The sequence below is a fragment of the Phaeobacter sp. JH20_26 genome (genome assembly GCF_048056275.1).
Lineage (GTDB): Bacteria > Pseudomonadota > Alphaproteobacteria > Rhodobacterales > Rhodobacteraceae > Phaeobacter > Phaeobacter bryozoorum.
The window spans coordinates 69,205-86,507 of sequence record NZ_JAYMWL010000022.1; the positions used below are offsets into that span (position 1 = coordinate 69,205).

Here is a 17,303-nt window from a genome sequence, read left to right on the forward strand (position 1 = left end):
GGTTTCATGGCGAAATCGGCCGCTCGCCGGGCTTTTCATGGCCCGAAAAATCCGCCATGGCTGACAGGTGACAGATCACACCAGCAACAGCGGGAAAGAGGCGGCCATGACAGCACGGGCCATCATGATCCAAGGCACCGGCAGCAATGTCGGCAAATCAATGATTGTCGCGGGGCTGGCGCGTGCCTTTGTGCGCCGGGGCCTGTCAGTGGCGCCATTCAAACCGCAGAACATGTCCAACAATGCCGCGGTCACGCCCGAGGGCGGTGAGATCGGCCGCGCGCAGGCGTTGCAGGCACGGGCCGCGATGCGCCCGCCTCATACCGATATGAACCCCGTGCTGCTGAAACCGGAGACGGAGACCGGCGCGCAGGTGATCGTACAGGGCAAGCGGCGCGGCACCCAGGCGGCAGGCTCCTTCATGCGCGATAAGACCGGCCTGCTGGAGGCCGCCTTGGAGAGCTTTCGCAGGTTGGCGGCGGATGTCGATCTGGTCCTGATCGAGGGCGCCGGATCCCCGGCGGAGACCAACCTGCGCCGGGGTGATATCGCCAATATGGGATTTGCCTGCGCGGCGGATGTGCCGGTGGTGCTGGTGGGCGACATTCACCGGGGCGGCGTGATTGCACAGATCGTCGGCACCCATACGGTGCTGGAGCCGCAGGATCTGGCGCGGATCAAGGGATTTGCCGTCAACCGGTTCCGCGGCGACCGCAGCCTGTTTGATGCCGGTCGCGATGATATCGCCGCACGCACCGGCTGGCCGTCGCTGGGGGTGATCCCCTGGTTCTGGGAGGCCTGGAAACTGCCGGCCGAGGACATGATGGACATCGCCTCGCACCGGGGGGGCGCCTGCAAGATCGTGGTGCCGCAGCTGGAGCGGATGGCGAATTTCGACGACCTCGACCCGCTGGCGGCAGAACCCAATGTCACGGTTGAGATCGTGCCCGCCGGGCGCGCCCTGCCCGGCGACGCGGATCTGGTTCTGATCCCCGGCAGCAAATCCACCATTGGCGATCTCACCTATCTGCGGGCGCAGGGCTGGGACATTGATATCCTGGCGCATTACCGGCGCGGCGGCCATGTGATGGGGCTCTGCGGCGGCTACCAGATGCTGGGGCAGACAATTGATGATCCTGATGGTGTCGATGGCCGACCGGGCAAGGTGGCCGGGCTGGGCCTGCTGGATGTGCATACCGTGATGGCGGGCGAAAAGCGGGTGACGCTGACCGAAGCGGTGACCCGCGACGGCAATCTGCCGGTCAGCGGTTACGAGATCCACATGGGCCGCACCGATGGCGCGGATTGCGCCCGCGCCTGGCTCAGCATTGAGGGCCGTCTGGAAGGGGCCGTATCGCCGGATGGGCGCGTGCGTGGCTCATATCTGCATGGTCTGTTCAGCTCGGATGCGTTCCGGGCGTCGGTCCTATCTGGTCTGGGGCATGAGAGCGTTGCAGGCTATGACGACGGGGTCGAGGCCACGCTGGATGCGCTGGCGGCCCATCTGGAGGACTGCATGGATCTGGACGCGCTGCTGGCGCTGGCCGAACCGGTCCGGGGCGCATAGGCGCGATGAGCGCAGCTATGGTGTCGCCAGAGACGCGCGCCAGTGGATCGGTCGGGATCTGATCAGAGCAGGTTCTGGGCCGACAGGGCGCGGTGGATCTCGCGGCGCACCAGTTTGCGGACGTTGCGGGTGATCCGCTCACCCAGGGCGCCCTGCAACTCCTCGCGGACGATTTCAGAGACCAGCTCGCGCAGGGCCTGTTCATCCAGAATGCCCTCGTCGGCGCTGAACCCCGCCAGCGCCTCCAGCGCGGTGTCGGTGACAGCGGTTTCGGCCAGATCGCGGTGACCGTCGGGGGGACTGTCAGGGGCCTGCGCCGCAACTGCGCCCTCCGTGACCTCCTCCGTGATCTCTTCCGGGTCTTCGCTGACGGGCGTCTCCTGCGCCTCGCGGTGCGAGCTATCAGCCTCTATCCCCGTCTCCGGTTCTGCGATCTGATTCTCCTCCGGGGTCTCGGCCTGCGGTGCCGAAGCGGCCAGATGAACCTCTTCAGCGGCCTCCGCGTCACTGTCCTGATCCTCCCAGGCGAGGGTCTCCAGATCGCTGCCGGCATAGGGCGTATCGCGGGAACCATCCGGCTCCCAGAGCACGGGGCGGGCTGAGTTTGCAGCCTCCATCTCGGCCAGTTTCTGCACCACGGCGCCCACCTTCGGGTTCAGCTGGGCATGAGGTTTCACCACAACCGCTGGCGCCTCTGTCTCGGGCCGGCGTTCGGGTGCGTGTTCGGTGGTGGCGGCCGCCTGATAGAGCGTGGCAGCGGGGTCGGTCCAAGGCGCGTCGGCGCTGCGCGCAGCAGCAGCCGGTTGCGGCGCGGGCTTGGCCGCATCAGCGGCAGCCTTGGCGGCATCAGCGGCGGTTGCGGCGGCGATACCGTTGAAAAACGCCAGATCCTCATGGCCGGGATCATTGTCATGCAGCGCCAACCCCTGCGCGATACGGTCCTGCGGCTCATCCCAGAACTCAATCGCATCAACGGCCATCAGCGCCCCGAAACGCGCCTTGCCGGATGTCGCGGCATCAGAGGCCTGCTGCGAAACCGGTGCGGTGTCCGCGTCCTCGGCATCCTGGGTGATCGGCCTGTCAGCCACGAATGTATCGGCAATCGGCTTATCGGCGATGGGCGCAAGCTTGCTCTCGGGGACGCGCAGGGCCGGAGTCAGAACCAGCCGTGTTACCGGCTGACTGCTGTTGGCGGTGTCCGCTTTCGGCTGCACGCCCGTGTTGCGGTGGATCCGCTGCGGCTGGGCGATCTGGGCGGCCAATGCCACCTCGCCCCCCTTGCCAAGCCGGGGATCAGCCGTGCGACTGTCCTCGCTCACCAGACGGCGGATCGATGACAGGACGTCTTCAATTTCAGCTTGGGTAACCGGTTCGGACATTTTTGCTTATCACTCTCGCCTCTTGAGGCTGAGTGTAGCGATCTGTCCCGGTTCAGACAACCGTGTGAATTAAGCGGTTTTTAAGGAGGCCCGCCGCTGCGGACCCCCGGTCGAGCGCTCTGCGAGGTCTCAGTTCTTGCCCAGAGCGCGCATCACGCGGTCCAGATCCTTGCTGCGCTGGCTGACATGGGCCGGCGCATCCTTGACCAGATTGTAATAGAGCGTCGGATCGTAGATTTCGACAGCCAGACCAAGGTGTTCTGCGGTCAGAAGCCCCTGCGCCTGCAACAGCGCATAGGCCGCCAGCACCTGATTGGCGCGGGACTGCACGCGGTCGGTCTGGGCGTTCAGCAGCTCCTGCTCGGCTTCGAGCACGTCGAGCGTGGTTCGCGCGCCCAGCGTTGCCTCCTCGCGGACACCGTCAAAGGCGACCCGCGCGGCGCGGACGCGCTCATTCGAGGACACCAGGCTGGCGCGCGCGGTTTCCAGTGCCACAAAGGCCGCCGATACATCCTGTGTCACGCCGCGCTGGGTGGTGATCAGGGCACCGCGTTCGGCCTGAAGACGGGCAATGCTGGCACGGCGCGCCGAGGCCAGAGAGCCGCCGGAATAGAGCCGCTGTGACAGCGTCACGCTGGCGCCGGAGGTGTCGCGCGTCCCCGGCCCGCTGGCGTCAGAGGCATGGGTGGCATTGGCTCGCAATGTGACCGATGGCCCGAGGTTGCGGGTGTTGCTCTGCGAGGCGTAATCCGCAGCCTTTACCGCGTGTTGCTGCGACAGCAGGCTGGGGTGATTGCGCATCGCGATGGCTTCTGCCGATTGCAGCGAGGCCACGCGCTGCGGCAGCGGCGGCTGGCCGGCAATCGTCCCCGGCGCATTGCCAACAGCCTGAACATAGGTCGCACGGGCATTGCGCAGGTCGCCCTGGCTTTCGATCAGGCTGGCCTGCGCGCCGGCCACGCGGCTTTCGGCCAGAGCCACATCGGTCCGGGTGACTTCGCCCACTTCAAAGCGGTCATTGGCGGCGCGCAGTTCCTCGCGCAGCAGCCGCAGGTTGTTGCTGCGCAGCGCCACGGTGTCCTGTTGCAGCAGCACGTTCACATAGGCCTGGACGGCGGCAAAAAGCACCTGCTGTTCAACGTCGAGCAAGGCCTGACGCGTCGCCAGAACGGTCTCCTGCGCGGCGAGCTGGCTGAGCCGGGAGACCCCGTTGTCAAACAGCAGCCAGCTGACATCAATACCGGTAGACAGGGTCGAATCATGGTTGGAGCTGGCAATGGTGCCATTGCCATTGCGCACATACTGACGCTCTGCCCGGGCAACCCAGTCGACCACCGGACGCAGGCGCGCCACTGCGGCGGCAACGTTTTCGTCCTGCGCGCGCAGCAGAGCGCGGTTCTGTTCCAGCAGGCCGCTGGTCTTATAGGCGCCGATCATCGCATCCGAGAGATTGTCGGCAGCAGCCTGTTTCGGAGCACCCAGCAGCAATGCCGCGCTTCCTGCGAAGACGAAGGCCTTAACCAGGTTTGCCGTCAGTTTATTGCGCATCTTAAGCCTCTTGTGATCCGGCCTACCGACGCGGCAGTGCCGTTCTGCTCTCTCTGGCGCACAGGGGTCTCAGGCGCCGATCTGTCACGATCCGCCCGGACCAAGGTCAGCGCGGATCACCTGTGAACTCTCTGACGGATCAGAGAGCGAATTCTTCAACAGCCGCAAAACCGGGCAGCACCGGGGCGCCCGCATTAAAGGCCAGACGCCAGGAGATCTGGCCGCCGGTCTTATGGCCGACTTTGACCTCTCCCAGCGGACCGGACATGAAGATTGCTGCCATCCGGCCGCCATCCTTCAGCTGATCCAGCAGCGCCTCCGGCAGGGTTTCCACCCCCCCCTCGACGATCATGACATCATAGGGGCCGTGTTCTGCGGCGCCCTCGACCAGCGCACCGGTGTGCACGATCGCATTGTCGGCGCCAACGGCCGACAGCTGGCCCTGCGCTTCGCTCGCCAGGGTCTCGTCTTCCTCGACGCCGATCACCATCTGCGCCACCCGCGCGATCACCGCGGTGGAATAGCCCAAACCGCAGGCCACATCGAGCACCAGCTCATCCGGCTGCACGTCAACCGCATCCAGGATCTTGCCCAGGGTGCGCGGCTCCAGCAGCACCCGACCGGGTCCGATATCCAGATTGCCATCGGCATAAGCCGCCTCGCGCTGCGCATCGGCAACAAAGGCTTCGCGCGGCACGGCCAGCATGGCTTCGATGATCGGGAACTTGGTGACATCCGACGGGCGGATCTGCGTGTCGACCATCATGCGGCGACGTTCGGCAAAGTCAGTCATATGCTAAACTCATCTGTTCAGTCAGTTGCTGTGGTTGTGCCACATCCGGGACAGGGCGGCAACGGGCGGGCGCGCATTTCTGCTGCATTGTGGCGGGTGAGACGCCTATTTCTTTTTCACGAATTTGGTCAGGATGACGATGCGCTGCCCCTCGACCCGGCCTTCGATATGTTCGGGGTTGTCGGCAACAAGGGAGATATTGCGCACGGCGGTGCCACGTTTGGCGGTAAAGCCTGCGCCCTTCACCGGCAGATCCTTGATCAGCACCACGCTGTCGCCATGGGCCAGCGGCGCGCCATTGCTGTCGCGGTGGGCGCCGGGCTGAGGTGCCGCGTCGACCCAGGCGCGCGTGTCCTCGTCAAGCCAGAGCTGATCGGAGAGATCCCGCGCCCAGTCCTGATCCGACAACCGCGCCAGCAGACGGGCCGCCAGCACCTGAACCGCAGGCGTTTCTGACCACATCGCCGAGGACAGGCAGCGCATATGTGCCGGATCCGGATCGCCCGTCACCTGCGCAGCGCAGGTCTGGCAGATGGCAACCTCGCCCAGCTGGCCCTCGGGGGCGCCAGCGACCTCATGGGTGACAAGCGGCGTTTCGGCGGCACATAGGGCGCAGGACATCGGCAAAGCTCCTTCAGGACAGGGTTGCCCCTGCTTTAGGCGAGCGGACCGACAATGAAAACCGCGAAAGAAAAGCGCCCGCGTGGAGGCGCGGGCGAGTTGGGATGCAGCACGGAGACCTGCTGCGGGTCCACAGGGGAACGGGGGTACTCGTAAACGCGAACTTGCGGAGGCGGGGGAATGCGGGCTCGGTTGGAGGGACCCGGCCTGCATTTCCGGCCTGCATCTCCGGCCTGTATCGCCGGCGCGGGCGGCTAGCCTGCGCAGGAGGCGCAGAACGGCGTGGTCGGATGCTCGCGCAGGTGGCTGTCGGTGATGCGATCACCACAGATCTGGCAGTAGCCATAGGAGCCTTCGTCAAGCCGGGCCAGAGCGCAGTCGATATCCCGGCGCAGTTCCAGCCATTTGCGGCTGAGCAGCGCCTCCGACGGCTGCGCGACTGCCGGGCTGGCGCGGCGCGGCGTCATCGGCACGACGTTGCCCGCGGCATCCCCGAAAGCGGCGCCAACGGCAGGCAGGCCATTGCGAAGATGTGTCAGTATGTCTTTTTGAGCGGCGTGGTTCATTGAGAAATCCTCCCCGGATCGGTGACAGGTTGTGCTGACGAAAATTGATCGACCCGACTCAACCTATGCGGTTTTGACCGAAAGTGGTACTCACCGGATATGGGGGATGGGGTCGGCGCGGGCGACGGGCGGCCGGGGCGGCGGCGGTCGCAAAAATGCCGCCGATATATCGCCCCGCAAACCACTGGAACGCGCGCCGCGCGCTTGCTATCTGTTGGGCAAGATCGACCACGGGAGACATGCGATGATCCGAACCGCCCTGACCGCCCTCGCCCTGACGGGCGCGCTGTTTGGCCTGACCGCCTGCGAAACCACCAAAGGCGCCGGCCGCGACATTTCCAAAGCCGGCCAAGCCATCAGCGGCGCCGCACAGGACGTGCAGAACAGCTTCTGACGACGGGATGCGAAAGATGTGGAAACGCCCGGTTTGCCGCCGGGCGTTTTTGTTTGCCCTGCGGGGCCTCAGATGCCGAGCATCGCCTTGGCCTCGGCCAGGGTCTGAACCGAGGCATCATGGTCGCCCGCGTCATGCAGGCTCTGCCCCTCGTCGCGCAGTTCCTGAAAGGTTGCCAGATCCGCCTCCGACAGTTCGGTGCCCGCGGCAAGTGCCGCGTCGATGGCGGCAATATCGGCAGGGCACTGCCCGGCCAGAAGCGGCGCGGCCAAGAGGGTGATCGCGGCGGCTAAAGTCAGCTGTTTCATGGTGTTCTCCTCCCCAGATGAACGGGGTGGAGGATAGCATGGAACGGGTGCGTTTTCAGCGGGTTGGTGCGGAGACGCCGCGGATGGGCGGAGAGTGGCGCAGGGGGTTTGGAGAGGAGCGGCGGTTGGCCGAAGGTCGCAGGGCGAGCCTGCCCGCTTAATGGAGTTTGCCCGACATCAGACCAGCACGCCGGGCGCTGCCCGACCTTGCGGCCGGGCCATACCCTTCATTCGTCAGGTAGGTCGATCACCTGGTGAACCGCCAACACCTTGTAAACAATTGCTTTGTCACCTCGAAACTGCACCGAGACGTCAACATTGAAGCCTTTCTTGTAGATATTCTCGTCAGGCTCGCGGATTTCGTGCTTAATTTTTTCCTCTGCTAGTTCAGATGCATACATAATCGGCAAGTCTCTTTCTGAGATTGTACTAATAATAGCCCGCTCTCCACTTCGCTTTTCAATTGGCGCGTTGCCAATGTCTGATCGGGTAAAGTACATCAGCACTCGCTTATGAACCTGCTCGGTTTGCTGCTCCAAGCGTTTAAATTCACCCTCAATTGTTTTTTCGATTGCTCGTGCGTCGCTAGTGGTAAACTTGAAGGCTGCCTTAACCTGTCGCTTTCCATCCTCGAAAGTAGCAGCCTCCAGCAATTGATTTGCATTAGGATCACTCGCGACGGCCTGCACCGCATCTGTGAAAGTCTTCAGTTCGGTCTTTGATAGGCCTTCAGGAACTAAGCCGTCTTTTAATTTTGTAAGCCGATCAGCCCAAGTGTTCACGAAGTCAACAGCTTGCCCCAATTGCTCGACACTAGCTGCAACCACCGGGAAAGCTGTAGCCACCACAGGCATCAAATCCGCAACAATTGAACCAGACCGGACTTCTGTTATGTAAAGCTTAGCCTCAGCATCTAGTCCCTTGTTTTCCAGCCCCTTTCTATAGTCCGAAGCGAGAGAGGTGAAAGCGCTTACAAAGGCACCAAGCTCTATTGGCTGGCTATTATCCAGAGTAAGAGTGAGCACTACCTTCGAATGCTCAAAATGCTCATGAGAAATTACACCGTCCATAATTGCTTTTCGCCACCAAAATTCAATCTTAGGGGGAGTCTGTGGGTTTACCCGCGGAAAATCAACGGAAATTTGCGACAAATGTTTGCACAATGTCAAAAGGGCAGCGCCCGGTCCGAGGGTGGGTGCAAAGCGCCCGCCCGTGGGGGCGGATCGGGCGCTGCCCGGCCTCTCGGCCGGGCGGGAGATTGACAATCGCCAGAAACAGAAAACGGGGCCGAAGCCCCGTGTTGCATGCGTTTGAAGGTGTCGCATAGTCACCGCGTCATTGCCGGGGTGCGGGCACGCAATTGGCTTTGCCAACCGCGCATCCCCGCCGCCCCTAAAATGGCCAGCTTTAGCTGTCCATTTTGAGGGCGGAAATGAACGCCTCTTGCGGGATATCCACCTTGCCGAACTGGCGCATCTTCTTCTTGCCCGCTTTCTGCTTGTCCAGAAGCTTGCGCTTACGCGTCGCGTCGCCGCCGTAGCATTTGGCGGTCACGTCCTTGCGCAGCGCCGAGAGGGTCTCGCGCGCGATCACCTTGCCGCCGATGGCGGCCTGGATCGGGATCTTGAACATGTGGCGCGGGATCAGGTCCTTGAGCTTTTCACACATGGCGCGGCCCCGCAATTCGGCGCGGTCGCGGTGCACCATCATCGACAGCGCATCCACCGGCTCGTCGTTGACCAGCACCGACATCTTGACCAGATTGTCCTCGCGGTAGCCGGTCATCTGGTAGTCGAAGGAGGCATAGCCCTTGGTCACCGATTTCAACCGGTCGTAGAAGTCGAACACCACCTCGTTGAGCGGCAGGTCATAGACCACCATGGCGCGGGAGCCGGCGTAGGTCAGGTCTTCCTGAATGCCGCGACGGTCCTGACAAAGCTTCAGCACATCGCCGAGGTATTCATCGGGCACCAGAATGGTCGCCTTGATGCGCGGCTCCTCAAGGTGGTCGACCTTGGACATATCGGGCATGTCGGCGGGGTTGTGCAGCTCGATCATCTCGCCCTCAACGCCTTCCTTGCCCTTCATATAGACATGGTAGACCACGGAGGGCGCGGTGGTGATGAGTTCGATATTATATTCGCGTTCGATCCGGTCGCGGATCACCTCAAGGTGCAACAGACCAAGGAAGCCGCAGCGGAAGCCAAAGCCGAGGGCCGCGGAGGTTTCCATTTCAAAGGAGAAGGACGCGTCATTCAGCGCCAGCTTGTCGATGGCGTCGCGCAGGTCCTCGAACTCGGAGGAATCCACCGGGAAGAGACCGCAGAACACCACGGGCTGTGCCGGTTTGAAGCCCGGCAGGGCGACCTCGGTGCCGTTGCGGTCATTGGTGATGGTGTCGCCGACGCGGGTGTCGCGCACCTGTTTGATGGACGCGGTGAGGAAGCCAATCTCGCCCGGTTCCAGCTGATCCACCACCTGCATGGCCGGGCGGAACACACCGATGCGGTCCACATGGTGCAGGGTGTTGTTCGACATGAACTTCACCCGCATGCCCTTTTTCAGCACGCCGTCCATGATGCGGACCAGAACGATCACGCCGAGATAGGCGTCATACCAGCTGTCCACCAGCATCGCCTTCAGGGGGGCGTCGCGGGTGCCGGTCGGCGCGGGGAGGTGCTGGACGATGGCCTCCAGCGTCTCGCGGATGCCCTGCCCTGTCTTCGCCGAAACCCGGATCGCCTCGGAGGCGTCGATGCCGATCACATCCTCGATCTGTTCGGCGACGCGGTCACAGTCAGAGGCCGGCAGGTCGATCTTGTTCAGGACCGGCACGATTTCATGGTCGGCGTCAAGCGCGTGATAGACATTGGCCAGCGTCTGCGCCTCGACCCCTTGCGAGCTGTCGACCACCAGGAGCGAGCCTTCGACCGCGCGCATGGAGCGGGAGACCTCATAGGCGAAATCGACGTGACCGGGGGTGTCGATCAGGTTCAGCACATAGGTCTCACCATCATCGGCCTTGTAGTCGATGCGGACGGTGTTGGCCTTGATGGTGATGCCGCGCTCGCGCTCGATATCCATGGAGTCGAGCAGCTGCTCCTTCATATCGCGGTCCTCAACCGTTCCGGTCTCCTGAATGAGCCGGTCAGCGAGGGTGGATTTGCCATGGTCGATATGGGCGACGATGGAGAAATTGCGGATGTGAGCGAGGTCTGTCATGCAAGGGGATATGATTTGGATTCGGGGTTTGGTCAAGCGGGCGTGTAGCTTTGCAACCAGAATTTTAACTCGGAAAAGTACGGTATGGCACGTTTATCAAGAATAGCTTCAAACGAAGACCTTCACACTTGGTTACGAGGGCAAAGCACTCAGCTATCACGACAACTCGCTTGCCGCATTTCGCTCAGAAGTCTACCGAGCGCAATGGAGCTGACCACATCCGATATGGACGACGAGTATTTACTGTTGGATTGCTTTCGCTCAAGCATCTGCGCACTCGTGGTCGCTAGCGATTTAACATATCAAAGCGCCGCTTTCAGTCGCAGAAATGTACTATCGTCACATGTATATCTAAATTCGCCAAGTAAGCTTGGCGATAGTATCTACCATGCGATCTCTGCATCACACGCGGCACTAGACTTTGCAGGCCGAACAAGCGCAGATGCCGCGCTTGAAGTAGCTGCCTTCGCAGTCACATCTGTTGGTGAGACGCATCAATCCGGGAAGGCAGTCCGAGATATCTTGCGCAAATCTTTGTTCTTTGACGCAACGGTGTCTACAAATGCCCAACTTCTCGGAAACAAATTATGGAACGAAGACGCTCCCATACTGCAGCTGCAAGTTCAGTGGGAAAGTTTCATTGAACATTGCAAGAAACATAGTCATTGGCTCTTTTGGCGCGATTGGTATCAGGGTTTCCTCGACGGCAAACCGCTCGACTGGGAGCTCCAACGCCGCGTTGCGCTGATTGACGATACGTTCTGGGACGCAGGCCCCGAAGCGGTTGCCGCCGAAATCGAGCGGATCAGGGCTGAATTCAGCGGACAACCATCGGGTGAGGACAGGTTCCCCAAGCACGAACCCAAGTCGGTAAGCCACTTATTCGATAACCGGGTTATTGCCTCCGCAAGTCTGCAAGGCCTCGCCACGCAGGTCACTCATAGTATCGAACGCTTTCACGCAGAAACCGGTGCCAACACGCTTCCTGAAGCGCTGGAACCTCTGACAGCTTTACCCGCTTTGCTGCTCACAGTGAACTCGACAATTCAAACGGCCCCGCACGAGGGGACCATTCCGAGCGAAACGGAGGATCAGCTGCGGGCAGAGATTGGCCGCCTGAATGCAAAAGTCGCTGAACTTCAAGAAGAACTAAGGCAAGCGAGCGATTCAAAACCCTCAGTTTTTTCCGATGCCTTCAAGAAACAACTGGGCACAAGCTTGGGCGACTGGAAACTGTATGCGGCACTTTTCACGAGCATCTGGTTCGTGAGTGGAGACATCGAAGGCATGCAGCGGCGTCTGGAGGACATCTCTCATTATCGGGACATGATTTTTGGAGAGGTTTCTTCACCTAGCGGAGCCGCTCTAACTCACTCAACGGCAGAAATAGAAGCCGCCATAGAAATCTAGCAACCCGTCGGCCGCAAGGTCGGGACGCGCCTGCCTCCCCTCAAACCGCAGGTTTGCCTCCGGCAAAACGGAAAGGCGCGTTGCGCATCCCCAAGCTCAGGCATGCCCCTCAGCGCATCCTCGCCAAAACGCCGCAAATTCGTCTGACCTCCTGCGGGCGGGTCGAAAATACGCTATACTGCGGCCATTCCGCGAGACGCGCGCCCCCGCTGCGGGGGATCTCACTGCTCAGGAGGACACCGAAATGGACGCCATCAGAACTGCTGAATATGCCCGTGCGCTCTATTCAGCGCATGGGGACAAGGCCGAGGCCGAAGTGGCGCAGAAAATGCGGCGCTGTCAGGAGGCTGGCAAAACCGCCGAAGCCGAGGACTGGAAGTCGGTCCGCCAGATGATCCTGTCCCTGCGCGGGCCAAATCAGTCCTGACCTGCGCCCGCTGGCCGCTCGGTCGAACAGCTGCCCGAACGGGGGCCGGACTGTCGGACAGGGCCGCGTCGCCATAGCAGATCACCCGAGGGGCCGGCGCCCGATAGGCGCGGCGGCTGCTGGGCTGTGCCCGGGCCGCGGCGGAGGCCCTCTTGCCCATTGGCGGGTTTCCGCCGAGGGTCAACCAGCTGTTTACCTAGATTGAAAGCCCCCGCCGCTTGCGGCATAGTCCCGGCAAGTGCGGGCAACAGACCCGTTCAGATCAGAGCACTTGCAGATTTCTAGGGACAATGAAGATGAAGCTACTGCTGACTGCCTCGCTATGCGCTGTGATGATCACCGGTGCGATGCCTGCCCCCGTCGACGCCGGCGCGATCGAGAAGGCCTGTCGCCAGTCCAACCGCGCCGCAGCCTCGCCGTCACTCTGCCGCTGCATTCAGTCGGTGGCCAATGCCAGCCTCAACCGCAGCGAACGCAAGACCGTGTCGAAATGGTTCAGCGATCCGCATCAGGCCCAAGTCGTGCGCCAGTCGAGCCGCAGCTCGGACGAGCGGCTGTGGAAACGGTACAAATCCTTCGGTGAAAACGCAGCCCGGGTCTGTAGCTGATCCGCTGCGGCGGGGTGAGTTCATCACGTCCAACCCTGCGCCCGGATGACACCGGGTGACATCGGATAAGACGCCCCGCAGGCAGAGGCTATCACGGACCGCAGCTGAGCAGACGATGCGCATCGCCCCTCCCCTTTCCCATCGACGGGACGCAGAACGGCGCCCGCACCATCAGGCAGGACCGCAGATATGTTGATGAAAGGGGTGACGCTGCGCGGGCTTGAGGTGTTCGAAGCGCTGGCCAAGACCGGGTCGGTGGCACAGACGGCCGCGCTCACCGGGCTGAGCCAGCCTGCGGTCAGCCAGCAGCTGCGCAATCTGGAAAGCGCGCTGGGGGCGGAGCTGGTCAACCACGGCCGCCGTCCGATGGTGCTGACCCCGGCGGGGCGCAATTTCCTGGCGCGGACGGAGGCGGTGCTGACCGAGCTGCGTCTGGCGCAGAGCGAATTGAGCGTGGTTGACCTCAACCACCTGTCGACGCTGTCCATCGGTCTGATTGATGATTTCGACAATGATCTGACCCCGCGTCTGGCCACCACGCTGGCCGAGAGCCTGGTCAACTGCCGTTTCAAGATGATCACCGCAGGCAGCCACGACATTCTGGACGCACTGGACGCGCGCGAGCTGCATATTGCCGTGGCGGCCACCTCCGGTGCGCTGCGCGAGGGGATCACCGAATACCCGCTGGTGCGCGATCCCTTCATGCTGGTCGCGCCGCGCGGGATGCTGCGCAAACCGGAGGCGGAGATGGATATCCTCAGCGCCCTGCCGTTTCTGCGCTATGAGAGCAGCCAGCTGATTTCGCAGCAGATCGAGGCCCATCTGGCGCGCCAGAAGCTGCTGTTTGAGGAACGGTTCGAAATCGGCTCGCATCTGTCGCTGATGGCGCTGGTGGCGCGGCGGATCGGCTGGGCGATCACCACGCCGCTGGGCTATATGCGGGCTGGCCGGTTCCATGATGAGATCGAGGCCTTTCCGCTGCCCTTTGGGGCGTTCTCGCGGCGAATTTCGCTGTTTTCCAGTGCCGATTGGGCCGACCGGGTGCCGCGCGACGTGGCGCAGACGATGCGGCGGCTGGTGCAGGGCCATATGATTGACCCTGCGGTGCACCGCCTGACCTGGCTGGCCGGTGAGCTGAAGGTGCTGGAGGACTGAACCGGCCTTAGCGCAATGTTCTGGCCAGCCCGGCTGCGGCGGCTTCGATCAGATCGAGGCATCCGTCAAAGTCGTGGGTGTAATAGGGATCCGGCACGTGATCGGCGCCATGATCCGGGGCGTAATCGGTGAACAGCCTGACCGGCGTCGTGGCTCCCTCGGGGCGCAGCGCTTCGATATCGGCGAGATTGTCGCCATCCATTGCGATGATCAGATCAAAGCGGGCGAAATCCTGTGGTGTGAACTGACGCGCGCGCAGATCCGACAGATCAATCCCCCGCGCCCCGGCTGCGGCCTGCATGGCGCCATAGGGCGGCGCGCCCACATGGTAGCCTGCGGTGCCGGCGCTGTCGGTCCCGACCTGCGGGCAGAGCAGTCGAAACACGCCTTCGGCGGCGGGGGAGCGGCAGATATTGCCAAGACAGACAAAGAGAATGTTCTGCGTCACGGATGCGGCCTTTGCTGGATGCGCCGCGATTTGGCGCGAGGGGAGAGGCCCATGGTAACGCGCCCGCAGAAAAAGAAAATGGCCAGCCCATGCGGCGGTCTGCGCGGGCTGGCCAAAAAAGGGCTGTGGTTTCAGATCAGACGGGCGATCAATGCGAGTGTTTCATCGCACCGTGATCTGCCTTGCGCTCCAGATCGACGGGCACGGTCACGGTGACCTCACCGGCCTTTTCGAACACGAGGGTAAGATCGACCGTATCGCCATGCTCCAGCGGTCTGGTCAGCCCCATCAGCATCACATGATCGCCGCCACGTTGCAGCATATGGGTGGCACCGGCAGCAACGGCAAAGCCCTCCTCGACGTGCAGCATCTGCATGACGCCGTTTTCGCCTTCCTTATGGGTGTGCAGCTGCACCAGCTTTGCGGCGTCGCTATGGGCTGCGATCAGGCGGTCGTCGCTGTCGGAGGCGTTTTCGATCATCATAAAGGCAGCGCCGCTCTTGGCGGCTTTGGAGGAGACGCGGGCATAGCTGTCTGTCACGGTGATGTCGGCGGCAAAGGCGGCACCGGCAAAACAGATGGCAGCGACGCTGGCGGCAAAAGTGGTCTTGAAGGTCATTGGTCGTGATCCTTGATACGTAGGCTTTGGAATTCGGGTCTGGTGGAGCGCGCTCAGACCGCGCGCAGAGGCACCAGTTCCGGTGGCCCACGGGCCCAGGCCGCCAGCCGCACCATGGGCAGGATCGCGGCGGATTCGCCCAGATCGCGCGTCAGCTGTCGCGGCAGGGTGCTCTGCGCCGGAAGCGGCAGCGACAGCGCAAGATCGGCGGTGAAGGTCAGGCATTCGGGGCAGTCCATCGGCGGCGAGACCGGCTGGCCGTCGCTGTCGATATAGACCATCACCGGCCCGGTGCCGGTACAGATCACCATCTGCCCCGTAGCATCGCGCATACCCGCCTGCGCGCTGACGCCGGTGACGGCCATCAAAGCGATCAGGGCCAGAGCCAGATATGAACGCAGCAAGGTCATTGTGCCGCGAGATATGCGCCCGCGACCGCGCCGCTGCAAGGCGAAAAAGGGACGCAGGCAAAGCAGGCGAGACCGGCGAGACAGGCCAGCACGCACGCCAGTGGCACACATGAAAACGCCGCGCATGAGGGTCATGCACGGCGTTTCGAAATCTTGTCCCTGCCCGCTGCGGGCCGGGTCTGGCGATCAGGCCTCGGCGGCTTGTGCCTTGGCGATCTCTTTCTTGACCTTCAGCGCTGCGGTGGACAGCTCTTCGTCCTTGGCTTTGGCCAGGAATGCGTCCAGACCACCACGGTGATCAACGGTGCGCAGAGCAGCCGCGGAGATGCGCAGCTTGATACCACGACCCAGAGTCTCGGACTGGAGGGTCACGTCGTTCAGGTTCGGCAGAAAGCGACGTTTGGTTTTGTTGTTGGCGTGGCTGACATTGTTGCCAGTCATCGGGCCTTTTCCGGTCAGTTCGCAACGGCGCGACATAGGTTCATCCTTCGTATCTGGGGCGCCCGTGGATCATTGTTCGAATCGAGCACCAAATTACAAGGGGCGCGGCCATTGGCTGCGCCCGAAAACTGGTTGGATGCGTTTAGGAGGAATCGCGTGCAGGGTCAAGCCATATGAAACGGATTTATGGGACAACCCGTGCACAACCTCCCAGCGGGCTGTTTCAGCACCCAAGGTCTGCGCCCTCATAGCCTGTCTGAGGCGCGGACTCCAGCGTTTATCACAGCATCTGCGCCTGCCGCAGCATCCCCTCCCGGCGGCCGGTGCGGACCTCAACCGACGCCCAGCCCGGCCAGCAGATCCCGGGCCGCCGCCGCCGGCGTGATCTGCCCTGCCGCCACATCTTCGGAGAGTTCCGCCATACGGCTCCGCGCCCAAGGGGTTTCCAGCCGTGCCAGCAGCGCCTGACGCACATCCTCGCCAAACCAGTAGCGGGCCTGTTCGGCGCGGCGGCGCTGCCAGTGGCCATTGGCGCGACGCCAGTCGGCCAGCGCCTGCATGTCGTCCCATGCGGTCTCCAGCCCGTCCTTCGTCGCGGCAGAGACCATCAGCGCCTTGGGGAAGCCATCGGGATCCTGCGGACGTTTGCGCAGCAGGCGCAGCGCCCCGGCATAATCGGCGCAGGTGCGGGTGGCGGCCGGTTTCAGATCGCCGTCGGCCTTGTTCACCAGAATGATGTCGGCCATTTCCATGATGCCGCGTTTGACGCCCTGCAATTCGTCGCCCCCCGCCGGCGCCAGCAGCAAGAGAAACAGATCGGACATTTCCGAAACCACGGTTTCTGACTGCCCGACCCCGACGGTTTCGATCAGCACCACGTCAAAGCCCGCCGCCTCGCACAGCGCCACCGCTTCGCGCGAGCGGCGCCCAACGCCGCCCAGATGGGTCTGGCTTGGCGAGGGGCGGATAAAGGCGTTTTTTTCGCGGCTGAGATGTTCCATCCGGGTCTTGTCGCCCAGAATCGATCCGCCCGAACGGGTCGAGCTGGGATCAACCGCAAGCACCGCGACCCGCAGGCCTGCCGCGATCAGCATCATGCCGAAGCTTTCGATGAAGGTGGATTTCCCCACCCCCGGCGTGCCGGACAGGCCGATGCGCAGAGCCTGACGGTTTTCGCGGGCCAGACGGTCCAGCAGGCGGGTGGTGGCCTCGCGGTGGTCGGCGCGCCCGCTTTCCACCAGCGTGATCGCTCGGGCCAGGGCGCGGCGTTCGCCATTCAGGATCCGCGCGGCCAGATCGTCGATATCCAGCGGACCCCTGCGATCTGCCGTTGTGCCGCCTGTTCCACCGGAATTGCCTGCTGCTGCCATGGTGGCCCTCTCCCCGC

The 17,303-nt window shown here is 62.7% G+C and carries 19 protein-coding genes; 6 read left to right on the forward strand and 13 right to left on the reverse strand.

The genetic code is table 11. The annotated features are described in order from the left end of the window. Positions 1 to 106: 106 nt before the first annotated feature. Positions 107 to 1,567 (forward strand): cobyric acid synthase, encoded by a 1,461-nt coding sequence (locus VWY60_RS17235; protein WP_340546152.1) that lies wholly within the window; start codon positions 107 to 109, stop codon positions 1,565 to 1,567. A 62-nt stretch (positions 1,568 to 1,629) separates the two neighbouring features. Here VWY60_RS17235 and VWY60_RS17240 read toward each other — a convergent pair whose 3' ends face one another. From VWY60_RS17240 to VWY60_RS17260, 5 genes are all read right to left on the reverse strand, one after another. Then, the gene (locus VWY60_RS17240) at positions 1,630 to 2,946 is read right to left on the reverse strand and encodes a hypothetical protein (RefSeq protein WP_416541265.1); all 1,317 of its coding nucleotides are present in this window, start codon (positions 2,944 to 2,946) and stop codon (positions 1,630 to 1,632) included. A gap of 129 nt (positions 2,947 to 3,075) precedes the next feature. Next, entirely contained in the window at positions 3,076 to 4,494 is a 1,419-nt protein-coding gene (locus tag VWY60_RS17245) for a TolC family outer membrane protein (RefSeq protein WP_416541266.1), read from the reverse strand. A gap of 139 nt (positions 4,495 to 4,633) precedes the next feature. Further along, positions 4,634 to 5,287, reverse strand: a complete 654-nt coding sequence (locus VWY60_RS17250) for a protein-L-isoaspartate O-methyltransferase family protein (RefSeq protein WP_416541267.1) — start codon at positions 5,285 to 5,287, stop codon at positions 4,634 to 4,636. A gap of 105 nt (positions 5,288 to 5,392) precedes the next feature. Then, on the reverse strand, positions 5,393 to 5,908 hold the full coding sequence (locus VWY60_RS17255; RefSeq protein WP_340546156.1) for a PhnA domain-containing protein: 516 nt from the start codon (positions 5,906 to 5,908) through the stop codon (positions 5,393 to 5,395). Positions 5,909 to 6,162: 254 nt separating this feature from the next. Then, entirely contained in the window at positions 6,163 to 6,474 is a 312-nt protein-coding gene (locus tag VWY60_RS17260; RefSeq protein WP_340546157.1) for a TraR/DksA family transcriptional regulator, read from the reverse strand. Positions 6,475 to 6,718: 244 nt separating this feature from the next. On the opposite strand from VWY60_RS17260, the gene VWY60_RS17265 reads away from it, so the two are divergent. Beyond that, positions 6,719 to 6,868: an entericidin A/B family lipoprotein gene (locus VWY60_RS17265; protein ID WP_340546158.1), complete on the forward strand. Its 150-nt coding sequence runs from the start codon at positions 6,719 to 6,721 to the stop codon at positions 6,866 to 6,868. 68 nt (positions 6,869 to 6,936) lie between these two features. Here the strand turns inward: VWY60_RS17265 and VWY60_RS17270 are convergent, their stop codons facing one another. From VWY60_RS17270 to lepA, 3 genes are all read right to left on the reverse strand, one after another. Further along, entirely contained in the window at positions 6,937 to 7,176 is a 240-nt protein-coding gene (locus VWY60_RS17270) for a hypothetical protein (protein ID WP_416541268.1), read from the reverse strand. Between the two features lie 227 nt (positions 7,177 to 7,403). Then, positions 7,404 to 8,246, reverse strand: coding sequence for a hypothetical protein (locus VWY60_RS17275; protein WP_102855018.1), 843 nt, complete (start codon positions 8,244 to 8,246; stop codon positions 7,404 to 7,406). A 337-nt stretch (positions 8,247 to 8,583) separates the two neighbouring features. After that, positions 8,584 to 10,398, reverse strand: a complete 1,815-nt coding sequence (gene lepA / locus VWY60_RS17280; RefSeq protein WP_416541269.1) for a translation elongation factor 4 — start codon at positions 10,396 to 10,398, stop codon at positions 8,584 to 8,586. Positions 10,399 to 10,602: 204 nt separating this feature from the next. Here lepA and VWY60_RS17285 point away from each other — a divergent pair, with 204 nt between their 5' ends. The 4 genes from VWY60_RS17285 to VWY60_RS17300 all read left to right on the forward strand — a co-directional run bounded on the left by VWY60_RS17285 (position 10,603) and on the right by VWY60_RS17300 (position 13,998). After that, positions 10,603 to 11,808, forward strand: a complete 1,206-nt coding sequence (locus VWY60_RS17285; protein WP_416541270.1) for a hypothetical protein — start codon at positions 10,603 to 10,605, stop codon at positions 11,806 to 11,808. Positions 11,809 to 12,052: 244 nt separating this feature from the next. Further along, entirely contained in the window at positions 12,053 to 12,235 is a 183-nt protein-coding gene (locus tag VWY60_RS17290; protein ID WP_027246833.1) for a hypothetical protein, read from the forward strand. Positions 12,236 to 12,531: 296 nt separating this feature from the next. Next, the gene (locus VWY60_RS17295) at positions 12,532 to 12,843 is read left to right on the forward strand and encodes a hypothetical protein (protein ID WP_416541271.1); all 312 of its coding nucleotides are present in this window, start codon (positions 12,532 to 12,534) and stop codon (positions 12,841 to 12,843) included. A 189-nt stretch (positions 12,844 to 13,032) separates the two neighbouring features. Continuing rightward, positions 13,033 to 13,998, forward strand: a complete 966-nt coding sequence (locus VWY60_RS17300; RefSeq protein WP_416541272.1) for a LysR family transcriptional regulator — start codon at positions 13,033 to 13,035, stop codon at positions 13,996 to 13,998. Between the two features lie 7 nt (positions 13,999 to 14,005). Here VWY60_RS17300 and VWY60_RS17305 read toward each other — a convergent pair whose 3' ends face one another. The 5 genes from VWY60_RS17305 to meaB all read right to left on the reverse strand — a co-directional run bounded on the left by VWY60_RS17305 (position 14,006) and on the right by meaB (position 17,286). Further along, positions 14,006 to 14,446, reverse strand: a complete 441-nt coding sequence (locus VWY60_RS17305) for a low molecular weight protein-tyrosine-phosphatase (RefSeq protein WP_416541273.1) — start codon at positions 14,444 to 14,446, stop codon at positions 14,006 to 14,008. A gap of 148 nt (positions 14,447 to 14,594) precedes the next feature. Continuing rightward, positions 14,595 to 15,065, reverse strand: a complete 471-nt coding sequence (locus VWY60_RS17310; protein ID WP_416541274.1) for a copper chaperone PCu(A)C — start codon at positions 15,063 to 15,065, stop codon at positions 14,595 to 14,597. Between the two features lie 53 nt (positions 15,066 to 15,118). Further along, entirely contained in the window at positions 15,119 to 15,475 is a 357-nt protein-coding gene (locus VWY60_RS17315; RefSeq protein ID WP_340546167.1) for a DUF2946 family protein, read from the reverse strand. A gap of 186 nt (positions 15,476 to 15,661) precedes the next feature. Further along, positions 15,662 to 15,952, reverse strand: a complete 291-nt coding sequence (gene rpmB / locus VWY60_RS17320) for a 50S ribosomal protein L28 (protein ID WP_260088093.1) — start codon at positions 15,950 to 15,952, stop codon at positions 15,662 to 15,664. A gap of 296 nt (positions 15,953 to 16,248) precedes the next feature. Then, entirely contained in the window at positions 16,249 to 17,286 is a 1,038-nt protein-coding gene (meaB, locus tag VWY60_RS17325) for a methylmalonyl Co-A mutase-associated GTPase MeaB (RefSeq protein WP_416541275.1), read from the reverse strand. Positions 17,287 to 17,303 lie beyond the last annotated feature (17 nt).

Coding starts and splice junctions, on each gene's coding strand:
- VWY60_RS17235 (WP_340546152.1), top strand. CDS start 107: ATGACAGCACGGGCCATCATGATCCAAGGCACCGGCAGCAATGTCGGC.
- VWY60_RS17240 (WP_416541265.1), bottom strand. CDS start 2,946: ATGTCCGAACCGGTTACCCAAGCTGAAATTGAAGACGTCCTGTCATCG.
- VWY60_RS17245 (WP_416541266.1), bottom strand. CDS start 4,494: ATGCGCAATAAACTGACGGCAAACCTGGTTAAGGCCTTCGTCTTCGCA.
- VWY60_RS17250 (WP_416541267.1), bottom strand. CDS start 5,287: ATGACTGACTTTGCCGAACGTCGCCGCATGATGGTCGACACGCAGATC.
- VWY60_RS17255 (WP_340546156.1), bottom strand. CDS start 5,908: ATGTCCTGCGCCCTATGTGCCGCCGAAACGCCGCTTGTCACCCATGAG.
- VWY60_RS17260 (WP_340546157.1), bottom strand. CDS start 6,474: ATGAACCACGCCGCTCAAAAAGACATACTGACACATCTTCGCAATGGC.
- VWY60_RS17265 (WP_340546158.1), top strand. CDS start 6,719: ATGATCCGAACCGCCCTGACCGCCCTCGCCCTGACGGGCGCGCTGTTT.
- VWY60_RS17270 (WP_416541268.1), bottom strand. CDS start 7,176: ATGAAACAGCTGACTTTAGCCGCCGCGATCACCCTCTTGGCCGCGCCG.
- VWY60_RS17275 (WP_102855018.1), bottom strand. CDS start 8,246: ATGGACGGTGTAATTTCTCATGAGCATTTTGAGCATTCGAAGGTAGTG.
- lepA (WP_416541269.1), bottom strand. CDS start 10,398: ATGACAGACCTCGCTCACATCCGCAATTTCTCCATCGTCGCCCATATC.
- VWY60_RS17285 (WP_416541270.1), top strand. CDS start 10,603: ATGGAGCTGACCACATCCGATATGGACGACGAGTATTTACTGTTGGAT.
- VWY60_RS17290 (WP_027246833.1), top strand. CDS start 12,053: ATGGACGCCATCAGAACTGCTGAATATGCCCGTGCGCTCTATTCAGCG.
- VWY60_RS17295 (WP_416541271.1), top strand. CDS start 12,532: ATGAAGCTACTGCTGACTGCCTCGCTATGCGCTGTGATGATCACCGGT.
- VWY60_RS17300 (WP_416541272.1), top strand. CDS start 13,033: ATGTTGATGAAAGGGGTGACGCTGCGCGGGCTTGAGGTGTTCGAAGCG.
- VWY60_RS17310 (WP_416541274.1), bottom strand. CDS start 15,065: ATGACCTTCAAGACCACTTTTGCCGCCAGCGTCGCTGCCATCTGTTTT.
- VWY60_RS17315 (WP_340546167.1), bottom strand. CDS start 15,475: ATGACCTTGCTGCGTTCATATCTGGCTCTGGCCCTGATCGCTTTGATG.
- rpmB (WP_260088093.1), bottom strand. CDS start 15,952: ATGTCGCGCCGTTGCGAACTGACCGGAAAAGGCCCGATGACTGGCAAC.
- meaB (WP_416541275.1), bottom strand. CDS start 17,286: ATGGCAGCAGCAGGCAATTCCGGTGGAACAGGCGGCACAACGGCAGAT.